This window comes from Sorangium sp. So ce321 (assembly GCF_051530195.1).
Lineage (GTDB): Bacteria > Myxococcota_A > Polyangia > Polyangiales > Polyangiaceae > Sorangium.
This window is the reverse complement of the sequence record NZ_CP150329.1, coordinates 12,989,545-13,009,179: the sequence shown is the minus strand read 5'-3', so window position 1 is coordinate 13,009,179 and position 19,635 is coordinate 12,989,545. Positions and strand designations below refer to the sequence as shown.

Annotated in this window: 15 protein-coding genes; 4 read left to right on the top strand and 11 right to left on the bottom strand. The window is 73.1% G+C overall.

The genetic code is table 11. From position 1 onward, the window contains the following. Positions 1–177: 177 nt before the first annotated feature. From WME89_RS48360 to hemE, 6 genes are all read right to left on the bottom strand, one after another. Entirely contained in the window at positions 178–1,284 is a 1,107-nt protein-coding gene (locus WME89_RS48360) for an acyl-CoA reductase (protein ID WP_438012067.1), read from the bottom strand. After that, positions 1,284–2,483 (bottom strand): acyl-protein synthetase, encoded by a 1,200-nt coding sequence (locus tag WME89_RS48355; protein WP_438006281.1) that lies wholly within the window; start codon positions 2,481–2,483, stop codon positions 1,284–1,286. The genes WME89_RS48360 and WME89_RS48355 overlap by 1 nt, the downstream gene beginning before the upstream one ends. Before the next feature lie 152 nt (positions 2,484–2,635). Further along, positions 2,636–3,997: an aspartate aminotransferase family protein gene (locus WME89_RS48350; RefSeq protein WP_438006280.1), complete on the bottom strand. Its 1,362-nt coding sequence runs from the start codon at positions 3,995–3,997 to the stop codon at positions 2,636–2,638. Between the two features lie 44 nt (positions 3,998–4,041). Further along, entirely contained in the window at positions 4,042–4,941 is a 900-nt protein-coding gene (locus WME89_RS48345) for a GGDEF domain-containing protein (protein ID WP_012241235.1), read from the bottom strand. Positions 4,942–5,986: 1,045 nt separating this feature from the next. Then, positions 5,987–6,799, bottom strand: a complete 813-nt coding sequence (locus WME89_RS48340) for a class II glutamine amidotransferase (protein WP_438006279.1) — start codon at positions 6,797–6,799, stop codon at positions 5,987–5,989. Positions 6,800–6,990: 191 nt separating this feature from the next. Further along, on the bottom strand, positions 6,991–8,040 hold the full coding sequence (gene hemE / locus WME89_RS48335; protein WP_437621691.1) for a uroporphyrinogen decarboxylase: 1,050 nt from the start codon (positions 8,038–8,040) through the stop codon (positions 6,991–6,993). Positions 8,041–8,220: 180 nt separating this feature from the next. Between hemE and WME89_RS48330 the strand changes: the two genes are divergently transcribed. Beyond that, positions 8,221–8,850: a hypothetical protein gene (locus tag WME89_RS48330; protein WP_438006278.1), complete on the top strand. Its 630-nt coding sequence runs from the start codon at positions 8,221–8,223 to the stop codon at positions 8,848–8,850. Positions 8,851–8,866: 16 nt separating this feature from the next. On the opposite strand, the gene WME89_RS48325 is transcribed toward WME89_RS48330, so the two are convergent. Beyond that, positions 8,867–10,054, bottom strand: a complete 1,188-nt coding sequence (locus WME89_RS48325; protein ID WP_438006277.1) for an amidohydrolase — start codon at positions 10,052–10,054, stop codon at positions 8,867–8,869. A gap of 133 nt (positions 10,055–10,187) precedes the next feature. Here WME89_RS48325 and WME89_RS48320 point away from each other — a divergent pair, with 133 nt between their 5' ends. Then, a complete protein-coding gene (locus WME89_RS48320; RefSeq protein WP_438006276.1) occupies positions 10,188–11,336 on the top strand; it encodes an FAD:protein FMN transferase in 1,149 nt (382 codons plus the stop codon). A 467-nt stretch (positions 11,337–11,803) separates the two neighbouring features. Here WME89_RS48320 and WME89_RS48315 read toward each other — a convergent pair whose 3' ends face one another. The 3 genes from WME89_RS48315 to WME89_RS48305 all read right to left on the bottom strand — a co-directional run bounded on the left by WME89_RS48315 (position 11,804) and on the right by WME89_RS48305 (position 17,267). Further along, entirely contained in the window at positions 11,804–12,592 is a 789-nt protein-coding gene (locus WME89_RS48315) for an enoyl-CoA hydratase-related protein (protein WP_436623232.1), read from the bottom strand. A 67-nt stretch (positions 12,593–12,659) separates the two neighbouring features. Next, positions 12,660–15,281, bottom strand: coding sequence for a M1 family aminopeptidase (locus WME89_RS48310; RefSeq protein ID WP_438006275.1), 2,622 nt, complete (start codon positions 15,279–15,281; stop codon positions 12,660–12,662). A 120-nt stretch (positions 15,282–15,401) separates the two neighbouring features. Then, positions 15,402–17,267 carry a bifunctional homocysteine S-methyltransferase/methylenetetrahydrofolate reductase gene (locus tag WME89_RS48305; protein WP_438006274.1) on the bottom strand — a complete coding sequence of 622 codons (1,866 nt, stop codon included), beginning with the start codon at positions 17,265–17,267 and terminating at the stop codon, positions 15,402–15,404. A 91-nt stretch (positions 17,268–17,358) separates the two neighbouring features. Between WME89_RS48305 and WME89_RS48300 the strand changes: the two genes are divergently transcribed. Together WME89_RS48300 and WME89_RS48295 are read left to right on the top strand one after the other, a co-directional pair. Then, on the top strand, positions 17,359–18,240 hold the full coding sequence (locus WME89_RS48300; protein WP_438006273.1) for a hypothetical protein: 882 nt from the start codon (positions 17,359–17,361) through the stop codon (positions 18,238–18,240). A gap of 84 nt (positions 18,241–18,324) precedes the next feature. Beyond that, positions 18,325–18,906 (top strand): hypothetical protein, encoded by a 582-nt coding sequence (locus WME89_RS48295; protein WP_438006272.1) that lies wholly within the window; start codon positions 18,325–18,327, stop codon positions 18,904–18,906. Between the two features lie 541 nt (positions 18,907–19,447). On the opposite strand, the gene WME89_RS48290 is transcribed toward WME89_RS48295, so the two are convergent. After that, complete coding sequence (locus WME89_RS48290; protein ID WP_438006271.1) at positions 19,448–19,606, bottom strand: hypothetical protein; 159 nt, start codon at positions 19,604–19,606, stop codon at positions 19,448–19,450. Positions 19,607–19,635: the final 29 nt, after the last annotated feature.

The following is a 19,635-nucleotide window of genomic DNA, read 5'->3' as shown; positions in this document are numbered from 1 at the left end:
AGGGCCCGGGTCCCTCCGCGATCCGGGCGGTACGGGCGGTATGGCGGCGCCGACGACGCCTCGGCGGCGCATGGTCGGCGCGTGGTCGGCGCGTGGTCGGCGCGTCGTCGGCGCGTCGTCGGCGCGTCGTCGGCGTTCCGTTGCGTTCCGGCGCAGGCCGGCAGCCGGACCCGGCCGTCAGAGCGCTCGCAGGTCGACGGGGCCGTCCAGGGGCGGGCGCTGCATGCACCCCAGCGCCGAGACCCGGGCGCGCGGGGCCATGGTCGACGCCGCGCGCGCGAGCTGCCCGCCCCCGCCGGCGCCGATGGCGGTGATCGCGCCGCGGATCGGCGCGAGCAGCGCCGGCGCGGCCTCGGCGCTGCTCGCGACCACGTGGACGACGCGCGCCGCGGGCGGCAGCAGCAGCGACCGCGGCGCCGGATCCAGGCCGATCCCGTGCCCTTCGCCTTCGTGGAACGAGCCCACGGCCTCGAGCGTCGCCCGGTACATGGCGATCTCGGCGCGCGCCGCGCCGTCGAGCGGCCCGCGCGGGACGCGCGCGCCGGCCCGCCCGAGCGCCTCGTGCAGGGCGCGCGCGAGCGCCTCCGCGCGCTCCGCCGGCCCCTCCACCAGCACGAAGCGCGGCGACAGACAGCCGCGCTGATCGAACGGCACGACGTCGCCCGCGATGTCCAGCGCCGCCTCGGCGAGGCGCGCGCCCGGGCCGACCAGGGCGAGCCCGAGCCCGGCGCCGTGCCCGCGCACGAGCACGCCCCGGCCAGCCCGGGCCCGCAGCGTCGCCACCGTCTCGTCCGCGCCGTAGACGTGCAGCTCGGCGCGCGGCTCCTCGCCGGACGCGACCTCGCCGCCGTCCTCGCGCTCGAGGTCCGCGATCAGCGCGATGGAGCCGCCGGCGCGAGCGAAGCCCTCGTCGGCCTGCAGCGCGCGCACGAGGAGCTCCGCGACCACGGGATCGCGGCGGGAAGGCCGCACGAGGACCTCCGGCGCCGTCGCCACCGCGACGGCGATGGCCCGCAGCGGCGCGGTGCAGACGTTCGCGGCCAGGACCACCTGGCAGCGGCGCGCGCGCCCCGCGGTCGCCACGAGGGCGTCGAGCTCGCCGCCGCTCGGGGCGACCTCGAGGTGGCGGCCGAGCGCGAGCTCCACGCCCTCGGGGGAGAGGCCGCTCGTGGAGGGCAGCCGCCGCCGCGCCTCCCCGCCGAGCGGATCGCGCGGATCTGCGATCCGCGCCGCCGCGGCGATCGCGCGCTCGACCCGGCCGCGCCGCGCCGCGCCGGCGTCCATCACGGGCCGCCGCCGAGCATCTGGTCGATCGCGATCGAGCAGCCGCGCGGCGGCGCCCCGGACGCGCGGCCGAGGAGCTCGACGCCCTCGTCGGTGACGCGCACGCGGTCGGCGGTCTGGATGGCGACGGCCGAGTCGACGTTCGCGAGATCGACGATCCGCGCGAGCCCGACCTCGCCCGCGGGGAGCGGCGCGAGGGTCTCGGGGTCCACCGCGGTGACGCGCGTCCAGGGCGGCGCGAGGTAGAGCCCTGGCGCGGTCGACCCTGGCCAGCCGAGCGCCGCCGCGAGCGTGCCCTCGTAGAGCTGGCTGGAGAGCTCCGTCATGCCGTACTCGCCCACGACGTGCGCGGGTGGCACCCCGAGCGACCGCGAGATCGCGGCGCGCAGCTCGTCCGCGGGCACCTCGCGCGAGCGGCCCTTGTAGCCGCCGGTCTGCATGACGCGGCTCCCCGAGGGCAGCAGCGTCGCGCCGCCGGGCAGCGCCGCCTCGAGCAGGTGCACGAACGCGAACGAGGTGCCGAGCACGATGGCCGGCTCGCCCGCGGCGCGCGCCTCGGCGCACGCGCGGGCGAACCCGTCGGCGTCGAGCTCGCCGCCGCGCACGTGCCAGCTCACCGGCCCCGACAGGCGCGCCGCGAAGCGATCGATCATGAAGCCGAGCGACGAGTCCGGCACCTCGTCGAGCGGCGGCGCGAGGACGATCACCCGGAGCCGCGCGCCGTCGGGCCACAGGAGGCGCTCCCCCCACGCGAGCGCCGCGAGCTCGTACGTCGCGGTCGTGCGGAACGGGTGCTCGCCACGGGACGCCGCGCCGAGGGAGGTCCCGCTCGTGCGGAAGACGCGCTCGTCCGCCTCCGGCGGGTGGGATGCGACGCGCGCGAACCGGAAGACGTCGCACGGCACCGCGGGGATCTGGTCCGCGCGCTCCATCGCGGCGGCGTCCGCGCCTCGCGCCTTGAAGAGGCGGGCGACCGGCGCGCACCGCGCGGCCTGGTGCCGGGCGAGGGCGACCGCGAGCTCGTCGAAGGCCTCCGGGAGCGCCGCGCCCTCGCCCTGCGGAGCGCGCGGCCGATGCGGGGGCAAGACCGCTGCGGCCCGGCCTTCGCCGGGCGGGGCCGCCCCGCCCGCAAGGAGCGACGCCTCGATGAGCGCCCGCGCGCGGCGGTGCAGCGCCTCGCTCTGGTCTATGGGTCCCACGGGGGACGGGGATAGCACGCGTCGCCGCGCGCGCGTGCTCCACCGCGAGCGGACGCGGGAGCGCGAGCCCTGCGCGCGGGCCAGGCCGCGAGCCTGCGCGCGGGTCAGGCCGCGAGCACGCGCGCGGGTCAGGCCGCGAGCACGCGCGCGGGCTAGGCCGCGAGCACGCGCGCGAGCGTGTCGGCCGCGGCCGAGAGCAGCGCCTCGGGGATGGTGAGCGCCGGCGTCAGCGTCAGCGTCTCGCCGCGCACCCCGCCCGTGAGGACCAGGTAGCCCTCGGCCAGCATCCCGCGCATGGCCCGGAGCCCGAGCTCGGCGCTCTCGAGCTCGACCCCGACCATGAGCCCGGCGCCCCGCACGTCGACGACACCAGGCACGCGCGCGAGCGCGCCCCGCAGCGTCGCCTGGAAGCGCGCGCCCACGTCGCGCGAGCGCGCGGCGAGCTGGCCTGCGTCCAGGGCGTCGAGCGTCGCGAGCGCGGCGCTCGAGGCGACGGGCGACCCGGAGTGCGTCGAGGTGTGCACCACCTCGGCCTCGCGCGCCCACGCGCGCATGATCGGCTCGGGCGCCACGCACGCGGAGATCGGCAGCCCACCGCCGAGCCCCTTGCCGAAGCAGAGGATGTCGACGGGCGCCCCGATCTCTCCCGTGCGCGTCATGGCCCCCGACCGACCGAGGCCGGTCCAGATCTCGTCCGCGATCACGAGCGCCCCGCGCCGGTGCGCCGCCTCGCACACCGCGCGCAGGAACCCTTCCGGCGGGACGACGCAGCCGCCGCGCCCGAGGATCGGCTCGAGGAGCACCGCGCCGACCTCGCCGCCGCGCAGCGCCGCCTCGATCGCGTCGACCGCCCGCGCGGCGCCGGCCCCGTCCCGCGGGTAAGGCGCGAACGTCACCCGCCGGTTGAGCTGCTCCGCGAACGGCGCCCGGTAGCTCTCACGCAGCCCGCACGCCGCGAGCGGCGCGTACCCGAGGCCGTGGTAGGCGCCCTCGAACGCGACGAGCCCCGGCCGCCCGGTCGCGAGCGCCGCCGTCTTGATGGCCGCCGTCACCGCATCGCTGCCGCTCTGGCCGAGCAGCGCCATGGGCGAGGGCCCGGGGTGCAGCGCCGCGAGCCGCTCGAGCAGCGCGATCTTCACGTCGGCCGAGTACACGTCGCCCAGGGCTAGCGTCAGCCGCGCCATCTGCGCCTCGGTCGCGCGCCGCACCGGCTCCGCCGCGTGGCCGAGCAGCAGCGCGCCGAAGCCCGCGCACAGGTCGACGTAGCGGTTGTCGTCGACGTCGCAGACGTTCGCGCCGCGCCCGCGCGACAGCACGATGGGCAGCATGTCGGCGCCGCTCTTCTGCGCGCGCGCCTCGCGCCGCCGGCCGAACGCCGGGCACTCGACGCGCTCGAGCCGCTCGAGGGCGCTCCGCGACAGGGGACCCGGCGGCGGCACCCGGACGTCGGGCATCTGGTCGCCGCCGTCGCCCGCGCCTTGCGCCGCCGTCAGCGGCAGGTCGCTGTTCGGCATCGTTCTTCCTCCGCGCGGACCCTAGCGCGCCCGGGGCCCCGAGCTCAGGCGCACACCCGGTTTCTTCCGCTGTTCTTCGCGTGGTAGAGGCGCTCGTCGGCGCGCTTGATGAGGTCGTTCGCGGTGCGATCGCCCTCCTGCAGCAGCGCCACGCCGACGCTGATCGTCACGCGGATGCTGTCGGCCTGGAACACGAAGAGGTGCTCCGCGACCTTCTGCCGCAGGGTCTCGCCGAGCGCCGCCGCGCCCTCGATCGACGTCTCCGGCAGGATGATGGCGAACTCCTCGCCGCCGTACCGCGCAAAGACCTCATCGCGGCGGATGCGGCTCTGCACGATGCGCGCGACCTCCTTCAACACGAAGTCGCCGGCCAGGTGGCCGTGGACGTCGTTGATGCGCTTGAAGTGGTCGATGTCGAACAGGAGGATCGCGAGGTCCCGCTCGTGGCGGCGGCCGCGGATGATCTCGCGCTCGAGCGCCTCGTAGAGGTAGCGCTTGTTGTGGATCTGCGTGAGACCATCGATGATGGTCATCCGGTAGATCTCTTCGTGGTATTGCGCCTCCACGTCGGCGCCGGACAGGAACTTGAAGATCGTGGGGCCGATCTTCACCCGGTCTCCGTTCTTCAGCACCACCTCGCGGGAGATCTGCTCATCGTTGCAGTACGTCCCGTTGGTGCTCCCGTCGTCGACGACCATCCAGGCGCTCGGCCGCTGCTCGAAATGGGCGTGGCGGCGTGACACGGAGTCGCCGTCGAGCACGATGTGGTTGTCGGCCCCACGGCCGACGCGCGTCGGGTTGTTCTCGAGCACGAACCGCTTGCCGAGCAGCGTGGGCTCCTTCGTGTAGATCACGACCAGGCAGTCGGTCGTGTTCTTGCTGCCGCCGCCCGGTGGGGGCTGGACCACCTGCGTTACACGAGTCTTTTCGTCGAAGTCGCTCACGCGCGCTCAGCCCAACCCGTCGTGCGACCTAGCCTCGACACGTTTCGAGCTCCTCCGGAGACGGAACCTACCCGGGCGCGGCGCTTCGGTCGCGATCCGACGGCTCGATATGCCCTAGCTCGCCCGAGATCAAAGCGTACTGACATGTACCGACTCCCGTCAAGACGCCCATCCGCGTGGAGCCGTCTTCGGTGCTTCCTCCGCCCTCCTGACCTGACAGCGGCATACGTCGCCCTCTGCGCTCCGTCGCACCCTTCCACGTTCTCGGCTTGTTCCCGCACGCTGTGTGCCCCCTGCCGCCGCTCACTCCGCACCAATCCCTGTGCTCGCTCACGCGCATTGTGGGGCAGTGTGCGTGTTCATCGCAGTTGACGCGTCGCCCCTTTTCACTCGTGCAGCCGGCGCTGCCGTCGATGCGGCTCTCTCTATGCGTTTCCCGGGCGCGCCGCCACCCGTCCGGCGAGCGGTTGCGCCGGCAAGATGGAGGATGGTTCGCTGGAGCACGATGTGTCTGTTCGGCCGGCATGCCCGCTGCGGGACGAGGCTCCGTGAGTTCTGCCTCAAAACCAGGGCGCATCACAACGCTGAACTGAGCGCTGCACACGCGCGCGCTGTGCGCGCCGCGACCGCGCGCCGCGCGCGGGGTTGTTGCCGAGCAGCGCCGGTTGGTTGACTTGGCATACGGGGTGCGTAGGATAGACCTGCGTCGCGGCGGAGACCTTCCCCCCCCAGGTCCGTCGCGACGTTTTTCATTTCAGCCGCCGGCGCTCGGCCTTCAGCCCGGTTCCAGCCCGGTACGGCCGCGTGCCTCGCCTTCTGGGATGATCCACGGAGCAAGTCGTTCCGCGGCCTGTATCGGCAGCTATGCTCCGTCGCTGCTGGAATCCTATGTCCCGGAGCGGGGCAACAAGGAGCCGAGCCCAGCCGCGCAGAGGCGACGAGATGCCGAGCCCAGCGGTGAAGAGGGCGTCGAGAGACCGAGCCGGATCGCGACAAGGGTATTGACGGCGGGCACCCGGGCGGGAGAGCCCGCGCTGGGCCTCGGTCACGCGCGCGAGGGGAGCGTCGCGCGCAGCTCGCCGCCGTCGAACACCCAGAGCTCGCCGGGCTGCCCCTGGGTCCATGTCTCGTTGGCGGTGAGCGGGGCCGTCGCGACCACCGCGACGCGGTCCTTCGGGGTCGTGACGGTGGAGAAGTCGACTCGGACATCGTCGTCGACGAGCGTCGCGACGCCGAACGGGGCTTTGCGGACGATGTAGCAGAGCCGGGTCGCACAGCGGGCGAAGAGGTGGCGCCCGTCGCCGAGCAGGAAGTTGAACGTGCCGTCCTGCCCGAGCTCGCCGCCGAGCGCCGCGATCGCCTCCCAGAGCTCGCTGGTCCGGCGCGGGTACCCGGGGAACGCGCTGCGCAGCCCCTCCATCAGGTAACAGAAGGCGTGCTCGCTGTCGGTCGTGCCGATGGGGTTGAAGCGGCCCAGCGCGCGGCGCCGCACGCGGGGCAGCGTGCCGTTGTGCGCGAAGACCCAGTGCCGCCCCCAGAGCTCCCGCACGAACGGGTGCGTGTTCGCGAGCAGGACGTCGCCGCGGGTGCGGCGCCGGATGTGGCCGATCGCGAGCAGCGTCTTGATCGGGGTCTCGCTCAGGAACCGCGCCAGCGGGCTCTCCGCGGCGGGGCTCGGGTCGAGGAAGACGCGCGCGGCGCGCCCCTCGAAGAACGCGAGGCCCCATCCGTCGCCGTGGGGGCCGGTGCGGCCGCCCCGGTGCCGCAGCCCGTTGAAGGAAAACACGACGTCGGTCGGGACGTTGCACTCCATGCCGAGGAGCTCGCACATGCTCGCGGCCGGACGATACCACCGCACGGGCGGCCTGAGGCCGCGACGTGGAGGCGCGGCCTTGCGATCGTGCGCGATCCCGGGCGCCAGCGCGGCGCGCGATCCCGGGCGCCAGCGCGGCGCGCGATCCCGGGCGCCAGCGCGGCGCGGGATCCCGAGCGCCAGCGCGGCGCGCGATCCCGGGCGCGAGCGCGCCGCGTCAGCGCCGAGGCGCCGCGTCAGCCGCCAGCGTCGGCCTGCAGCTGCGCGCGCGGGATGGAGTGGACGACGTCGATGACCGCCTTCACCGTGTCGACCGGCGTCTCGGGGATGATCCCGTGGCCGAGGTTGAAGATGTGACCCGGGCGCCCGCCGGCCTCGGCGAGCACCGCCCGCGCGCGGCGCTCGGCGACCTCGCGCGGCGCGCAGAGCAGCAGCGGATCGAGGTTGCCCTGCACCGCGCGGTCGTGGCCGATGCGCTGCCACGCCCGGTCGAGCGGCGTGCGCCAGTCGACGCCGATCACCGTCCCGCCGGCGTCGCGCTGCGCCTCGAGCAGCGCCCCCGTGTTCGTGCCGAAGTGGATCACCGGGACCCCGGTCGACTCGAGGTCGCGGAGGATGTACCGCACGTGCGGCTGCACGTGCTCGCGGTAGTCGTCGATCGAGAGCGCGCCGACCCACGAGTCGAACAGCTGCACCGCCTGGGCGCCCGCGGCGACCTGCGCGCGGAGCAGGCGGCGGACGACCTCGGAGATCTTGCCCATCAGCGCCGACCACGCCTCGGGATCGCTCCACATGATCTGCTTCGTGAGCCGGTAGTCGCTCGATTTGCCGCCCTCGACGAGGTAGCTCGCGATGGTGAACGGCGCGCCGGCGAAGCCGATGAGCGGCGTCTTGCCGTCGAGCTCCTTCCGGATGAGCCGCACGGCGTCGAGCACGTAGCCGAGGCCCTCCTCGGGCTCGAACACGCGGAGCCGCTCGATGCCGGCCCGGTCGCGCACGGGCTCGTGGATGACCGGGCCCTCGCCCTTCGCGAACTCGAAGGGGGCGCCCATCGGCTCGAGCGGCAGCAGGATGTCGGCGAAGAGGATCGCCGCGTCCATCCCGAGCCGCAGCGGCTGGAGCGTCACCTCGAGCGCGAGCTCGGGCGTCTTGCAGATCTCGAGGAGCGTGTGCTTCTTCCTGAGCTCGCGGTACTCGGCCATGTACCGGCCGGCCTGGCGCATGAACCACACGGGCGTGACATCGGTCGGCTCACGCCGGCAGGCGCGCAGGAAGCGATCGTGCATGGCTGGCTCCGGGATGGGTCGAGGGGGCGCCCTCGGGGCTTTCCTTCATGTCCGTTCAGCCATCGCCCGGCAATCTGTTTCTAGGAGCGCCCGGGGGCGCGGCGGCCGGCCCGGCGGCGCCGCGGCGGGGGCCCAGGGGGGACCCAAGCGCCGGCTCGTGTGCCGTGTAGACTTGGGAACATGGCGCGTCCTTCCAGACCTCCCGGCTTCGACATGACGTACAGGCCCGAGAAGCGCATCGCGTTCGGGCCGCCGCTGAAGGAGCGCATCCCGGCGCTGCTTTACTTCGGCTTCGCCATCGTCGTCACGGCGGTGATCCTCTACGGCCAGAACGCCCCCTCGAGCTCCTGGCTGTTCCAGTACGTGGTCGAGGGGGACCGGCACCGGATCGTCCCCTCGAGCGTGTGCGCCATCATCCTGTTCTTGAGCGCGCTCGCGGCGGTGCTGCGCGAGCAGATGCGCGGCGTCATCGTGCACCCGGACGGGATCGAGCTGCGCGAGCTGTTCGGGCTCGGGCTGCCGCGCGTGCGGCGCTTCGCGTGGTCGCAGATCGACCGGATGTCGGTGCCCTCCGCGCGCACGGGCGCCGGCGGCGCGGGCGGCGGCGGCGCGGGCGGGGAGGAGGGCAAGCCGCTCGGCAACATCCGGCTGGATCTCTGGGATGGGTCCCGCACCTGGCTGCCGGACGTTGGGGACAAGATCGCGCTCTCGGTGATGCTGGAGCGCGTGGCGCTGGCGCGGGCGATCCCGATCGAGGGGGGGAGCGGGCTGATGGACGACCTCGGGAACCCCCTGCAGGACGACGGCTGACGACGGCTGAGGCGCCTCAGGCGGCGCTCGCGCCGGCCTTCCGCTGCGCGAACTCCTCGCGCACGCCTCTGCGCAGCTCGGGGTCGAGCAGGAGATCCACGCACGTCATCGCCATCGCCTTGGCGGCGATCAGCATCGAATCCTGGCCGGCGTGGCTCGCGGCGCGCGCGGCGAACGCGTGCTGGTGACAGGTCGTCTCGCCCTTGCCGCAGATGGCGATCCACGGGTGGATGGCGGGGAGCGCGTGGGACACGTCGCCCATGTCGGTCGAGCCGGTGCCGACGAGGGGGTCCATCTCGACAGGCGAGCGGCCGAGGGCGCGCAGGTGCTCGCCGAAGCGGCGCGCCATCTTGCGGTTGTTGACCATGTTCTTGTAGCCGCCCTGGTCGACGAGCGTGAGCTCCACGCCGCTCGCCATGGCCGCGCCGCGGGCGCAGCGCTCGACGATCGCCCGCACGCGCGCGAGCTCCTCGGTCTCGAGGGCGCGGACCGAGAACTCGGCCACGGCGAGCTCGGGGATGATGTTGACCGCCTGGCCGCCGTTCTTGATGAACCCGTGCACCCGGACGCCGTCGCGGAAGTGGACCCGCTGGCCGTCGATGAGCCGGAAGGTGTCGAGGCAGGCGGTGAGCGCGCTGTTCCCGTCCCACGGCGCGAGGGCGGCGTGCGACGGCTTGCCGCGGAACTGGAGCTCGAGCCAGGTGCTGGCGAGCGTGTCGTGGGCGAGCAGGTCGCGGTCGAACGGGTGGAACATCATCGCGGCGTCGACGCCCTCGAACGCGCCGGCCTCGAGCAGCCTGATCTTGCCGCCGCCGCCCTCCTCGGCGGGCGTCCCGACCAGGTCGATGGTGCCGGCCACTGCGTCCTTCTGCCGCGCGAGCGCGAGGAAGGCGCCGAGCGCGCCCGCGGCGATGAGGTTGTGCCCGCAGGCGTGGCCGATCTCCGGGAGCGCGTCGTACTCGGCGAGGATGGCGAGGTGCGGGCCCTTGCCCTGGCCGATGCGCGCGCGCAGCGAGGTGGGCATGCCGGCGAGCCCGCGCTCGACCTGGATGCCGTGCTTCTCGACGGCCTCGGCGACCCACGCCGCGGCCTTGTGCTCCTCGAAGCGGAGCTCGGGGTTCGCGTGGATGCGCGCGGCGATGTCCCGGAGCTCGGGGGAGAGATCGTCGATGTCACGCTGGATGCGGCTCGGATCGAGGCTCATGGGCGGGCGATACTACCCTGGATCCCCGCGGTGCGCCTGGGCCATGGTGGCGCTGGCGGAGGCGCGCGGCCGGCCCGTACGTCTGCGACGCCGCCGCGCCTGCCAGGCCCTCTCACGGAGTCAGGATCCTCGAATGCACGGACCGCGCTGCCCCTCGCGCCCTCTCCTCTGCTTCTGTCTCGCGGCGCTGCTCGCGCCCGCCGCGTGCGACGTGCCCGGGTGCGCGCGAGCGCGCGAGGAGAGCGCGCCGGCCGCCTCGACCGGGACGTCTGCGCCTGCGGCGATCGCGGGCGCGGCGGCGCAGGCAGGGCCCGCCCGCGTCGTCGTCGAGGCGCGGGCGATGGGCACGAGCCTGGTCGTCGCCGCCTACACGAGCGAGGCGATGGATGAGGCGGCGATCAGGGGCAGGCTGGACAAGGCGATCGCCGAGATCCGCAGGCTCGAGGGGCTGATGACGACGTGGCGGCCGGAGAGCGAGCTGTCGAGGGTGAACGCGGCGGCGGGGAGGAGCGCGGTGGAGGTGAGCCCGGAGTCGCTCGAGGTGATCGAGAAGAGCCTCTGGATCGGCGAGCGCTCCGGGGGGGTCTTCGACATCACCTTCGAGGCGATGCACGGGCTCTGGAAGTTCGACGAGGACATCGACGACAACGTGCCGCCGAGGGACGACGTCGAGCGCGCGCGGGGGCTGATCGATTACCGGCAGATCGCGATCGACCGCGCGCGGCGGACGGTGATGCTGGCGAGGCCGGGGATGCGGATGAGCCTCGGCGGGATCGCGAAGGGGTACGCGGTCGACGCGGCGGCGCGGGTGCTGCGGGGGGAGGGGCTCGGGTCGTTCTTCGTGCAGGCGGGCGGCGACCTGTACATCGCGGGGAAGAAGCCGGACGGGTCGCGGTGGCGGGCGGGCATCCGGGATCCGCGGGGCAAGGACGCGAGCGACTACTTCGCGATGGTGGAGGTGGAGGACCACGCCTTCTCGACGGCGGGCGACTACGAGCGGAGCTTCATCAAGGAGGGCCGGCGCTATCACCACATCATCGATCCGCGGACCGGGTTCCCGGCGTCCGAGAGCCGGAGCGTGACCGTCTGGGCGAGGGACGCGCTGACAGCGGACGCCGTGGATGATGCGGTGTTCATCCTGGGGGCAGAGAAGGGGCTCGAGCTGATCGAGTCGATCGAGGACTGCGGGGCGGTGATCGTCGACAGGAACAACAAGGTGTGGGTGTCGAAGCGGCTGGAGGGGAAGGTCGAGGTGCTCCGGCAGCCGACGGACGGGGTGTAGAAGAGGGGCTGCCGCGCCGGGGGCGGAGCTGCACGCTCGATTGTGCAGGACGCTCGGCGCCACTTCGAGGGACGCAGGGTGAAGGGCGCGAGTCTTCGTGGGCGCCAACGTGCGTCGACTGACAGCGAGCTGGTGCAACTCGCAACCATCCTGCCATGGCGGGAGAGGTTCGTTGCCTCACGCCGGGGCTCCTTTGATGGGCTCAGTAGCTCGACGGCAAGCGAGGCTCTACGCCTGATGCGTACTCACCGTGTCGCTCGAGAGGCGACGGCGAAGCCAGCGCAGTGCGCCTGCGAAGTGACGTGATCTCGGAAGCTCGAGGCGCGACCGCGCGCTCTCTGAAGAGCTTTGGGCCATCAAGCATCAACATCACATCCATGCCGCGCTTGATGGCATCACCGAGGGAGGCAAGATCGACGCGCTCTTATCACCTCCGGCTCCACGAGCTGCTCCTCCGCTCGCGGCCCTCACCGCCCCTTGTACACCGGCCTCCGCTTCTCCGCGAACGCGCGCAGCGCCTCCAGCCGGTCCTCGCTGCGCAGCGTCTCGTCGTAGTGCACCCGCTCGATCTCCAGCCCGAGCTCCAGCGGCACGTCGTAGCCGTCCTCGATCGCCCGGAGCGCCGCGGCCTGCGCGATGGGCGCGCCGCTCGCGATCGGCTCGATCCACGCGATCGCGTCGTCGACCACCGGCGTCCCCTCGGGCGAGACCCGGTTCACGAGGCCCCAGGCGAGCGCCTCGGGCGCGGTGAGCCGCCGGCCGAGCAAGATCATCTCCTTCGCCCGCGCCTCGCCCACGACCCGCGGCAGCCGCTGCGTGCCGCCAGCGCCCGGGATGATCCCGAGCGACGTCTCCGGCAGCGCGAGCTCGGCGTGCGGCGCCGCCACCCGGAGATCACAGAGCAGCGCGAGCTCGAGGCCCCCGCCGAAGGCCACCCCGTTGATCGCCGCGATCACCGGCTTCGGGCTCCGCGCGAGCACGCCAAGCTCGGTCCGGTACAGGCCGACCTGACGGCGGACGTCGTCCGGGCTCATGCCCTGCCGCTCCTTCAGGTCGGCGCCGGCGCAGAACGCCTTGTCCCCGGCGCCCGTGACCACGATCGCCCGCACCTCCGGGTCGTCCGCGAGCTCGCGCCCGAGGCGCCCGAAGGCGAGCAGCGCGTCGCGAGAGAGCGCGTTGCGGCGATCCGCGCGATCGATGGTGAGCACCGCGACCGCGCCGCGCCGGTCGAGCTTCACAGGAGACGCTTCCGACATGCAGCTTCCTACCCGACCTCGCCGGCGCGGCAAGCCGGCGCGGCGGCCGGCGCGGTGAAGAGACCGCTCACCTGGCGTCGCCCGCCTTCTTGGCCTTGTTCCCCCCCGCCTCCAGCTTGCCGAGGCGCGACCTGATCTCCGCGTGGTCGCGCCGCAGCGCCTCGAGCTCGTCCCGCAGCCGGTCGAGCTCGCGCTTGCCCGCCCCGCCCAGATCGCGGAGCACCTCGCGGATCCGCCGCCGCACCCGGCCGTCGAGATCGCGGTCGAGCTGCCGCTGCAGCGCGCCGCGCGACCGGCCGTCGCCGAGGTCGCCCAGCGCGCGCGCGACGTCGACCCGGAGGTACGGATCCGGCTGGTCGAGCAGCTCCTCGAGGAGCTCGCGCGTCCGCCGGTCGCTGGAGAGCTTCGGCAACGCCATGATCGCCGCCCGGCGCCCCCGCGTCGGGACGCCGTAGCGCGTGCGCGCCGTCAGGTGCGGCACCGCGCGCTCGTCGCGCAGGTTCGCCAGCCCGTCGATCACGCCGCAGCGGAGCACCTCGCCCCACGAGGGGCGATCGAGGAGGTCGACCAGCGTCTCGAACCCCGAGCTCTGCCGCGTCGCCCCGAGCGCGCGGGCCGCCTCGGCCTGGACCAGGTAGCTCGCGTCGCGCAGCGCCAGCTTGCCGAGGATCTCCGCCGCCTTGGCCGACCTGAAATTGCCGAGCGCGCTCGCGACGGCGCGGCGCACCTTCGGGTGCTCCACGCCCGCGCTCCCCTCGAGCAGCGCGAACGCCGCGCTCGACTGGAGCGCGCCGAGCGCGCTCGCGGCCGCCGCGCGCACCCCCCAGAACTCGTTCGCGTCGGCGAGCGACTGCCCGAGCGCCCGCGCCGTCGGCGGGTCGTCGCGCCGCGAGAGCGGCTTCGCGGCGAGCATGCGGCCGCGCGCCGTCGGGGCGTGGGCGAGCTGCGCGCGCAGGAGATCGCCGGGCGCGTCGAGCTTGACCTCGCCCAGGATCCTGAGATCCGGATCGACCACCACGAAGCGAGGGCGCCGCGGGAGCGGGATGACGAAGGTGTGCGCCTGCTGGTCCACGCGCCGCACCTCGCGGCGCACGGTCGAGGCCTTGCCGTCCGCGAAGCCGAAATCGAGCACGAGGTCGAACGCGAAGACCGGCGGCGTCGAGGCGTCCGGCTGGAGCGCGTGCTCCCGGCTGGGGTGCTGCCCGGGCGCCTGCGTCTGCTTCACGGTCACGGTGCACTGGTCGCCCTCGAGCTCGATCTTCACGTCGAGCTCCGGGTGACCGGCGCGGAAGACCCACTGCTCGAAGAAGCGCTCCAGCGACTTGCCGCTCACGTCCTCGAGCGCGCGGGCGAGATCCCGCGTCTCCGCCACCCCGCGCGCGTGGCGCGTGAGGTAGGTGTTCACGCCGCGCCAGAAGAGCTCGTCGCCGAGCTCCCGCCGGAGCAGGTGGAGCACGAGCCCGCCCTTCTCGTAGAGGTGCCGATCGAAGACGTCGAGCGGCGCGTCGTAGTCCTGACAGACGATCGGGCGCCGGTAGCGCCCGCGCGCCTCGCCCAGATACGAGTCGAGATCGCCCTTCACGCTGTGGTCGTACTCGTCGGCGCCGAGGTGGTGCTCCCGGTAGACGTGCTCCATGAACGTCGCGAAGCCCTCGTTGAGCCACCCGTGCGACCAGTCGCGGCAGGTCACGAGATCGCCGAACCACTGGTGCGCGAGCTCGTGGGCGATGAGGTCATCCGACGAGATGTCGATCGCCGCCCGCTCGTCGAGCAGGATGTGCTCGTACATCGTCGTGGCGGTCGTGTTCTCCATCCCGCCGAAGATGAAGTCGCTCACCACCACCTGCGCGTAGCGGCGGAAGGGGTACTTGACGCCGAGCTTCTCGCTGAAGTGACGGACCATGTCCGGCGTGCGCGCGAACGTGCGGCGGCCGTCCTCCTCGCGCCCCTTCGGCACGAAGTACGCGAGCGGGATGTCGAGCGCCGCCTCGTCGATGCGGGCGAACTCGCCCGCGACCAGCGTGAACAGGTAGCTCGGGTGGGGCTCGTCGAGCCGGTAGCGGTAGACGCCCGCCTTCTGCGACTTCGCGTCGCTCTCGAGCTCGCCGTTCGACAGGCAGTACCAGCCCGGCGGCACCTCGGCCCGCAGCTCGGTCGTCTGCTTGATGTGCGGCTTGTCGATGCAGGGGAAGATGTGGCGCGCGTCCTCGTCCTGACACTGCGTCCAGACCTGGCGCGGGCGGTCGGGGACGTGCTCGTCCGGCTGGAGGAAGTAGAGCCCCCGCCGCGGCGTCGCCCGGTACCGGACCAGGATCGACGCCTCGGCCTCCTCGAGCGGCACGGCCACGCGGAGCGTCTCGCCGTCGTACGTGTACTCGGCCGGCTGGAACGCGCCGCCCGCCGCCTTGCCGGCGCCGCGCCGGGGCTTCGCGGCGCGCCCGGCGCCGGCGCTGATCTCGACCGCCTCCAGGTCGAAGCCGATGGCGTCGAGCGCGATCTCGCGCGCGGCGGGGTCGACGCGGACCGCCTCGAGCCGCGCCGTGCCCCGGATCGAGCGCTCCGCGACGTCGAGCGCGAGATCGAGGGCGATGTGCCGGATCGTGAAGGGGCGGGAGCGCTCGTAGACGCGCTTCGTCCCGGCGAGCGTGAAGGGCCGCGACGCGAGCGCGAACTCGGACGACGACAGCACGGAACCGCAAGCACAGCGCGAGTGAAGCCGGTACTCTAGGGACATCCCGGCCGAGTTTCCCCGCGCGGCGCCCGGCCCTGCAAGCGAGAACTGGCGCGCTGGAGCGAGCGGCCGTGCCGCTCAGCTCGTCTTGAGGCCGTCGAGCACCTCCAGCGCGAGCTCGTACTTGCCGAGCGGCGGCATCAGGTAGGCCCCCTGCACCCGGTCGCGCACCGAGAAGAGCATCTCGCGGGCGATCTTCACCCCCTCCTTGCGCGCCTCGGGGCCGGCCGGCACCTTGCGCATACGCTCGCGGATCTCCTCGGGGATCTGCATGCCGGGCACCTCGTTGTGGAGGAACTCGGCGTTCTTGTAGCTGACCAGCGGCAGCACGCCGACGAGCACCGGCATCCCCAGGTGCTCGATGCGCCGCAGCACCTTCTCGAGGAGGTCGTGGTGGAAGATCGGCTGCGTCATGATGATGTCGGCCCCCGCGGCGCGCTTGCGCTCCAGGCGCGCGATCTCCTTGTCGAGGTCCGGGGCGCCGGGCTCGAGCCCCGTGGCGAGCAGGAACGACGTCTTGCCGCCAGGGATCGGCTTGCCGGCCGGGTCGAGGCCGCGGTTCATCGTGCTCGCCATGTGGAGCAGCCCGATCGAGTCGAGGTCGTAGACCGCCGTCGCCTCCGGGTAGTCGCCGACCTTCGGCGGGTCGCCCGTGATGATGACGAGGTTCTTGAGGCCGATCGCGTGGGCGCCGAGCAGGTGCGCCATCTGGCCGATGAGGTTCCGGTCGCGGCCGCAGACGTGCAGGATCGGCTCGATGCCGAAGCGCTGGAGCAGGAGCGCGCAGAAGGCGAGGTTGGTCATGCGCGCGGTGGCGCGCGGGCCGTCGGCGACGTTCACGACGTCGACGCCGCTGTCGATGAGCATCTTCGCCGCGTTCAGCGCGCTCTCCGGGCTGAGGCCGGGCGCCGGGTTCACCTCGACCGAGACGACGAACTTGCCCGCCGCGATCTTCGCCGCGAGGGGGCTGCGCTCGCCGAGCGGCGTGGGCTCGATCCCCGTGGGCGCGTCCATCGTGATCTGCGGGCGCGAGGTGGCCTCGGGCGCGGCGGCGCCCCGGAGCATGCGGGCCGACTTGGCCATCCACTTGACGTGCTCCGGCGTGGTGCCGCAGCAGCCGCCGATCATCACGGCGCCCGCCTGGATCAGGCGGCGGGCGAAGACGTCGAAGTACTCGGGCGTGGCCATGTAGAGCAGGCGGCCGTCGACGGTGCGGGGCAGGCCCGCGTTCGGCTGCACGCAGAGCGGCAGCCCCGCGGTCGCCATCCGCTCGGCCATGGCGAGCGACAGCTGCGGGCCGTCGCCGCAGTTGACCCCGAGCAGGTCGACGCCCCAGTCCCGCAGCGCCCGGGCGACGCGCTCCGGCTCGCTGCCGTCGGCCACGACGCCGCTCGTGTCGAACGTCATCGACGCGAGGACCGGCAGCCCCGGCGCCGCCTTGCGCGCCGCCTCGATGGCGAGCTTGATCTCGTCGAGGTGGCGAAATGTCTCGAGGACCAGGACGTCGGCGCCGCCCTCGGCGAGGGCGGCGGCCTGCTCGGCGAACGTGGCGGCCGCGGCGGCGAGGTCGTCGCGCGTGGCCACGCCGGGCACGAGCCCGGTCGGGCCGATCGAGCCGGCGACGTACGCGTCGCCGCCCGCGATCTCGCGCGCGATGCGCGCGCCCGCGAGGTTGAAGTTGCGCACCTCGTTGACGAGCCCGTACCGCTCGAGCCGGAACCTGTTCGCGCCGAAGGTGTTGGTCTCGATGACGTTCGCGCCCGCGGCGACGTAGTCGGCGTGGACCTTCTTCACGAGGTCGGGGCGCGTGACGTTGAGCTGCTCGAAGTTCTGGGTGACGAACACCCCACGCTCGTAGAGCAGCGAGCCCATCGCGCCGTCGAACACGAGGACCGAGCGCTGGATCGCGTCGAGGAGCGGGGTTTCGGGTCTCGTGCGGGGCATGGGGCGCATCGTAGGGGCGCGCCGGCTTCTCAGGAAGGGGGGCGCGACGCGGTTGACGGCGCGGCCAGGATCTCGGTAGGCAGATCTCGAGATGAGCACGTCCCGATGGCTCCGCGCATTCGCCCTGGCGGTCTCCGCCGCTGCCCCTCTCCTCGCCGCCGCCCCCGCGGCGCACGCCTGGGATCCTCCGGTGCACCGCTCGGACGCGGGCGTGGATCTCTACCTCTGGAGCGCCGAGTACTACGGCACGTCGCTCGCCGCCGTGCCGTTCATCCAGTTCGAGCCGACGCCCGACCTGTTCATCAACCTGCAGTTCCCGGTCGCGCTCTCGATCGACAGCCGGCGCGGCGGCATCGACCTCAGGAGCGAGTCGCGCGCCGGCCTCGGCAACCCCACGTTCGCGCTCTACTACTCGGACATCGACGGCAAGCTCACGTGGTACGCGGGCGGCCGCCTCTCGCTGCCGCTCGGCGCGGTCGATGACGCCGACTGGCGCTGGGCCACCTCGTCCGCCGGGTGGGCGATGGCCCTGTACGACGCGCACCTCTGGGCGACGGACACGCTCCCGATCGGCGGGTTCGGCGGCATCGAGTACCGCTTCGGGCGCCCCTTCGTGCTCAGGGCGGGCGGCGATCTCACGTTCTTCCCTCCGCTCAGCGACGGGCCGCGCAGCATCGGCTACGTGCCCTCGGACGATCTCGACGTCGTCTTCCAGACGAAGGTGGAGCCCGAGTTCCAGAGCCGCGCCGGCTTCGGCGGCGGCGTCTCGCTGAGGATGGCGTGGATCCCGACGGCGCCGGATCTCGTCGACGACGCGCAGGTCTCGCTGATGCCGTACTTCGTGTACGACAGCCAGAAGACCTTCTTCATGCGGGCCGGCCTGCTCCTCGCGCTGGACGAGCCGGCGGGGCCTGCGTTCGACAGGGGGCAGGTCGCGTCGCTCTACCTGCAGTTCGGCGGCCACCTCGACTAGGCCCTCTCCTGGCGCCTCGGGCGCGCGAGCCACGCGCTCGGGCCTGCGCCGGGAGCTCGCCCTCGCGCTCATGGAGGCTCCAGCATGACCCGTCGCCGCGCCATCGCCTGGGGCGCCGCCGCCGTCGCCGTGGTGGCGCTCCTGCTCTTCTGGCGCAAGCTGAACCAGTTTCCGCCGGACACGACGCCCGAGGGCGCCTATCTCCGCATCGCGTACAACATCGGCGCGAGCGATCCGCGCGCGTGCTTCCCGTACCTCGAGGATCGGGCGCAGCACGCGGCCTACACGATCCGGGATTACCGCCGGAAGGCGTTCGAGCGGATCGAGGCGAGCTACCCGGAGCCGGAGCGCACGCGCCTGCTCGACCAGTACCGGGCGCACGCGATGGCCGAGGACGGGGCGGACGTGTGGGTCGACCTCGCCGCGAAGCAGGGCTTCATCGCGCGCCTCCGGCGCGACCTGTCCGGCATCGGCAAGGTGGAGGTGACGGGCGAGCGGGCGACGGTCGAGACGGCGCGCGGCACGCGGTACCCGTTCCGCCGGCGGGACAACGGCATCTGGGGGCTGACGCTGTTCACGGCGGACCTCGTGGCCGAGGCGGAGCGGGCGGCGAGGGACTGGGATGTCGTGGAGAAGGCCGCGCTCGATTATGAGCGGGGGCGGTGAGGGGGATCGAGGGATCGTCTCCGGAGCGGACGCCGGGTAGCTGGTCGCCAATGCGCCCCGCTCGCCATCCTCCGTAATTCGTCTCCCGTCTCCCGTCTCCCGTCTCCCGTCTCCCGTCTTCCCTCTGCGTGCGCGTGCGCGTGCGCGTGCGCGTGCGCGATGTGTCGAAGTGCTCTCGGCCCGGAAAACGCTTGTCAGGATGGTGACGACTCAGGCCTGAAGGCGATGAACCGATTCAACTGGGATGGAGCGCGCACGCGCACGCGCACGCGCACGCCAGACGAGCACGCCAGACGAGCACGAGAGACGGGAGACGAGAGACGAGAGAGATAAGACGGAAGACAGAGGAGGCAAGTCGGAAGAGGCAAGTCGGAAGAGGCAAGTCGGAAGAGGCAAGTCGGAAGAGGCAATTCGCAAGGACTGGCTCCTGCAGCCCGCTCGGCGTCACGATGAGCCAACGATCCCCGTCAATCAGCGGGATCCCCGCACTCCCCCATCAAGCCGCGTCCCGATCCCCTCTTCCGCCCTCCCGCCCCGCGACTCACCCCTTCCGAACCCTCGCCAGCGCCTCGTCCGTCGAGAGCAGCACCTGCTCCCACTCGTCCAGCGCGTTCGGCCAGTGCGGCGAGAAGCGCAGCACGCCGTCGGGGATCGCGCAGGCGATGCCGAGGTGCGTGAGCTCGCGGTGCAGTTCTACCACCTGGCAGCGCCCTCCAGCGCCGCCGAGGC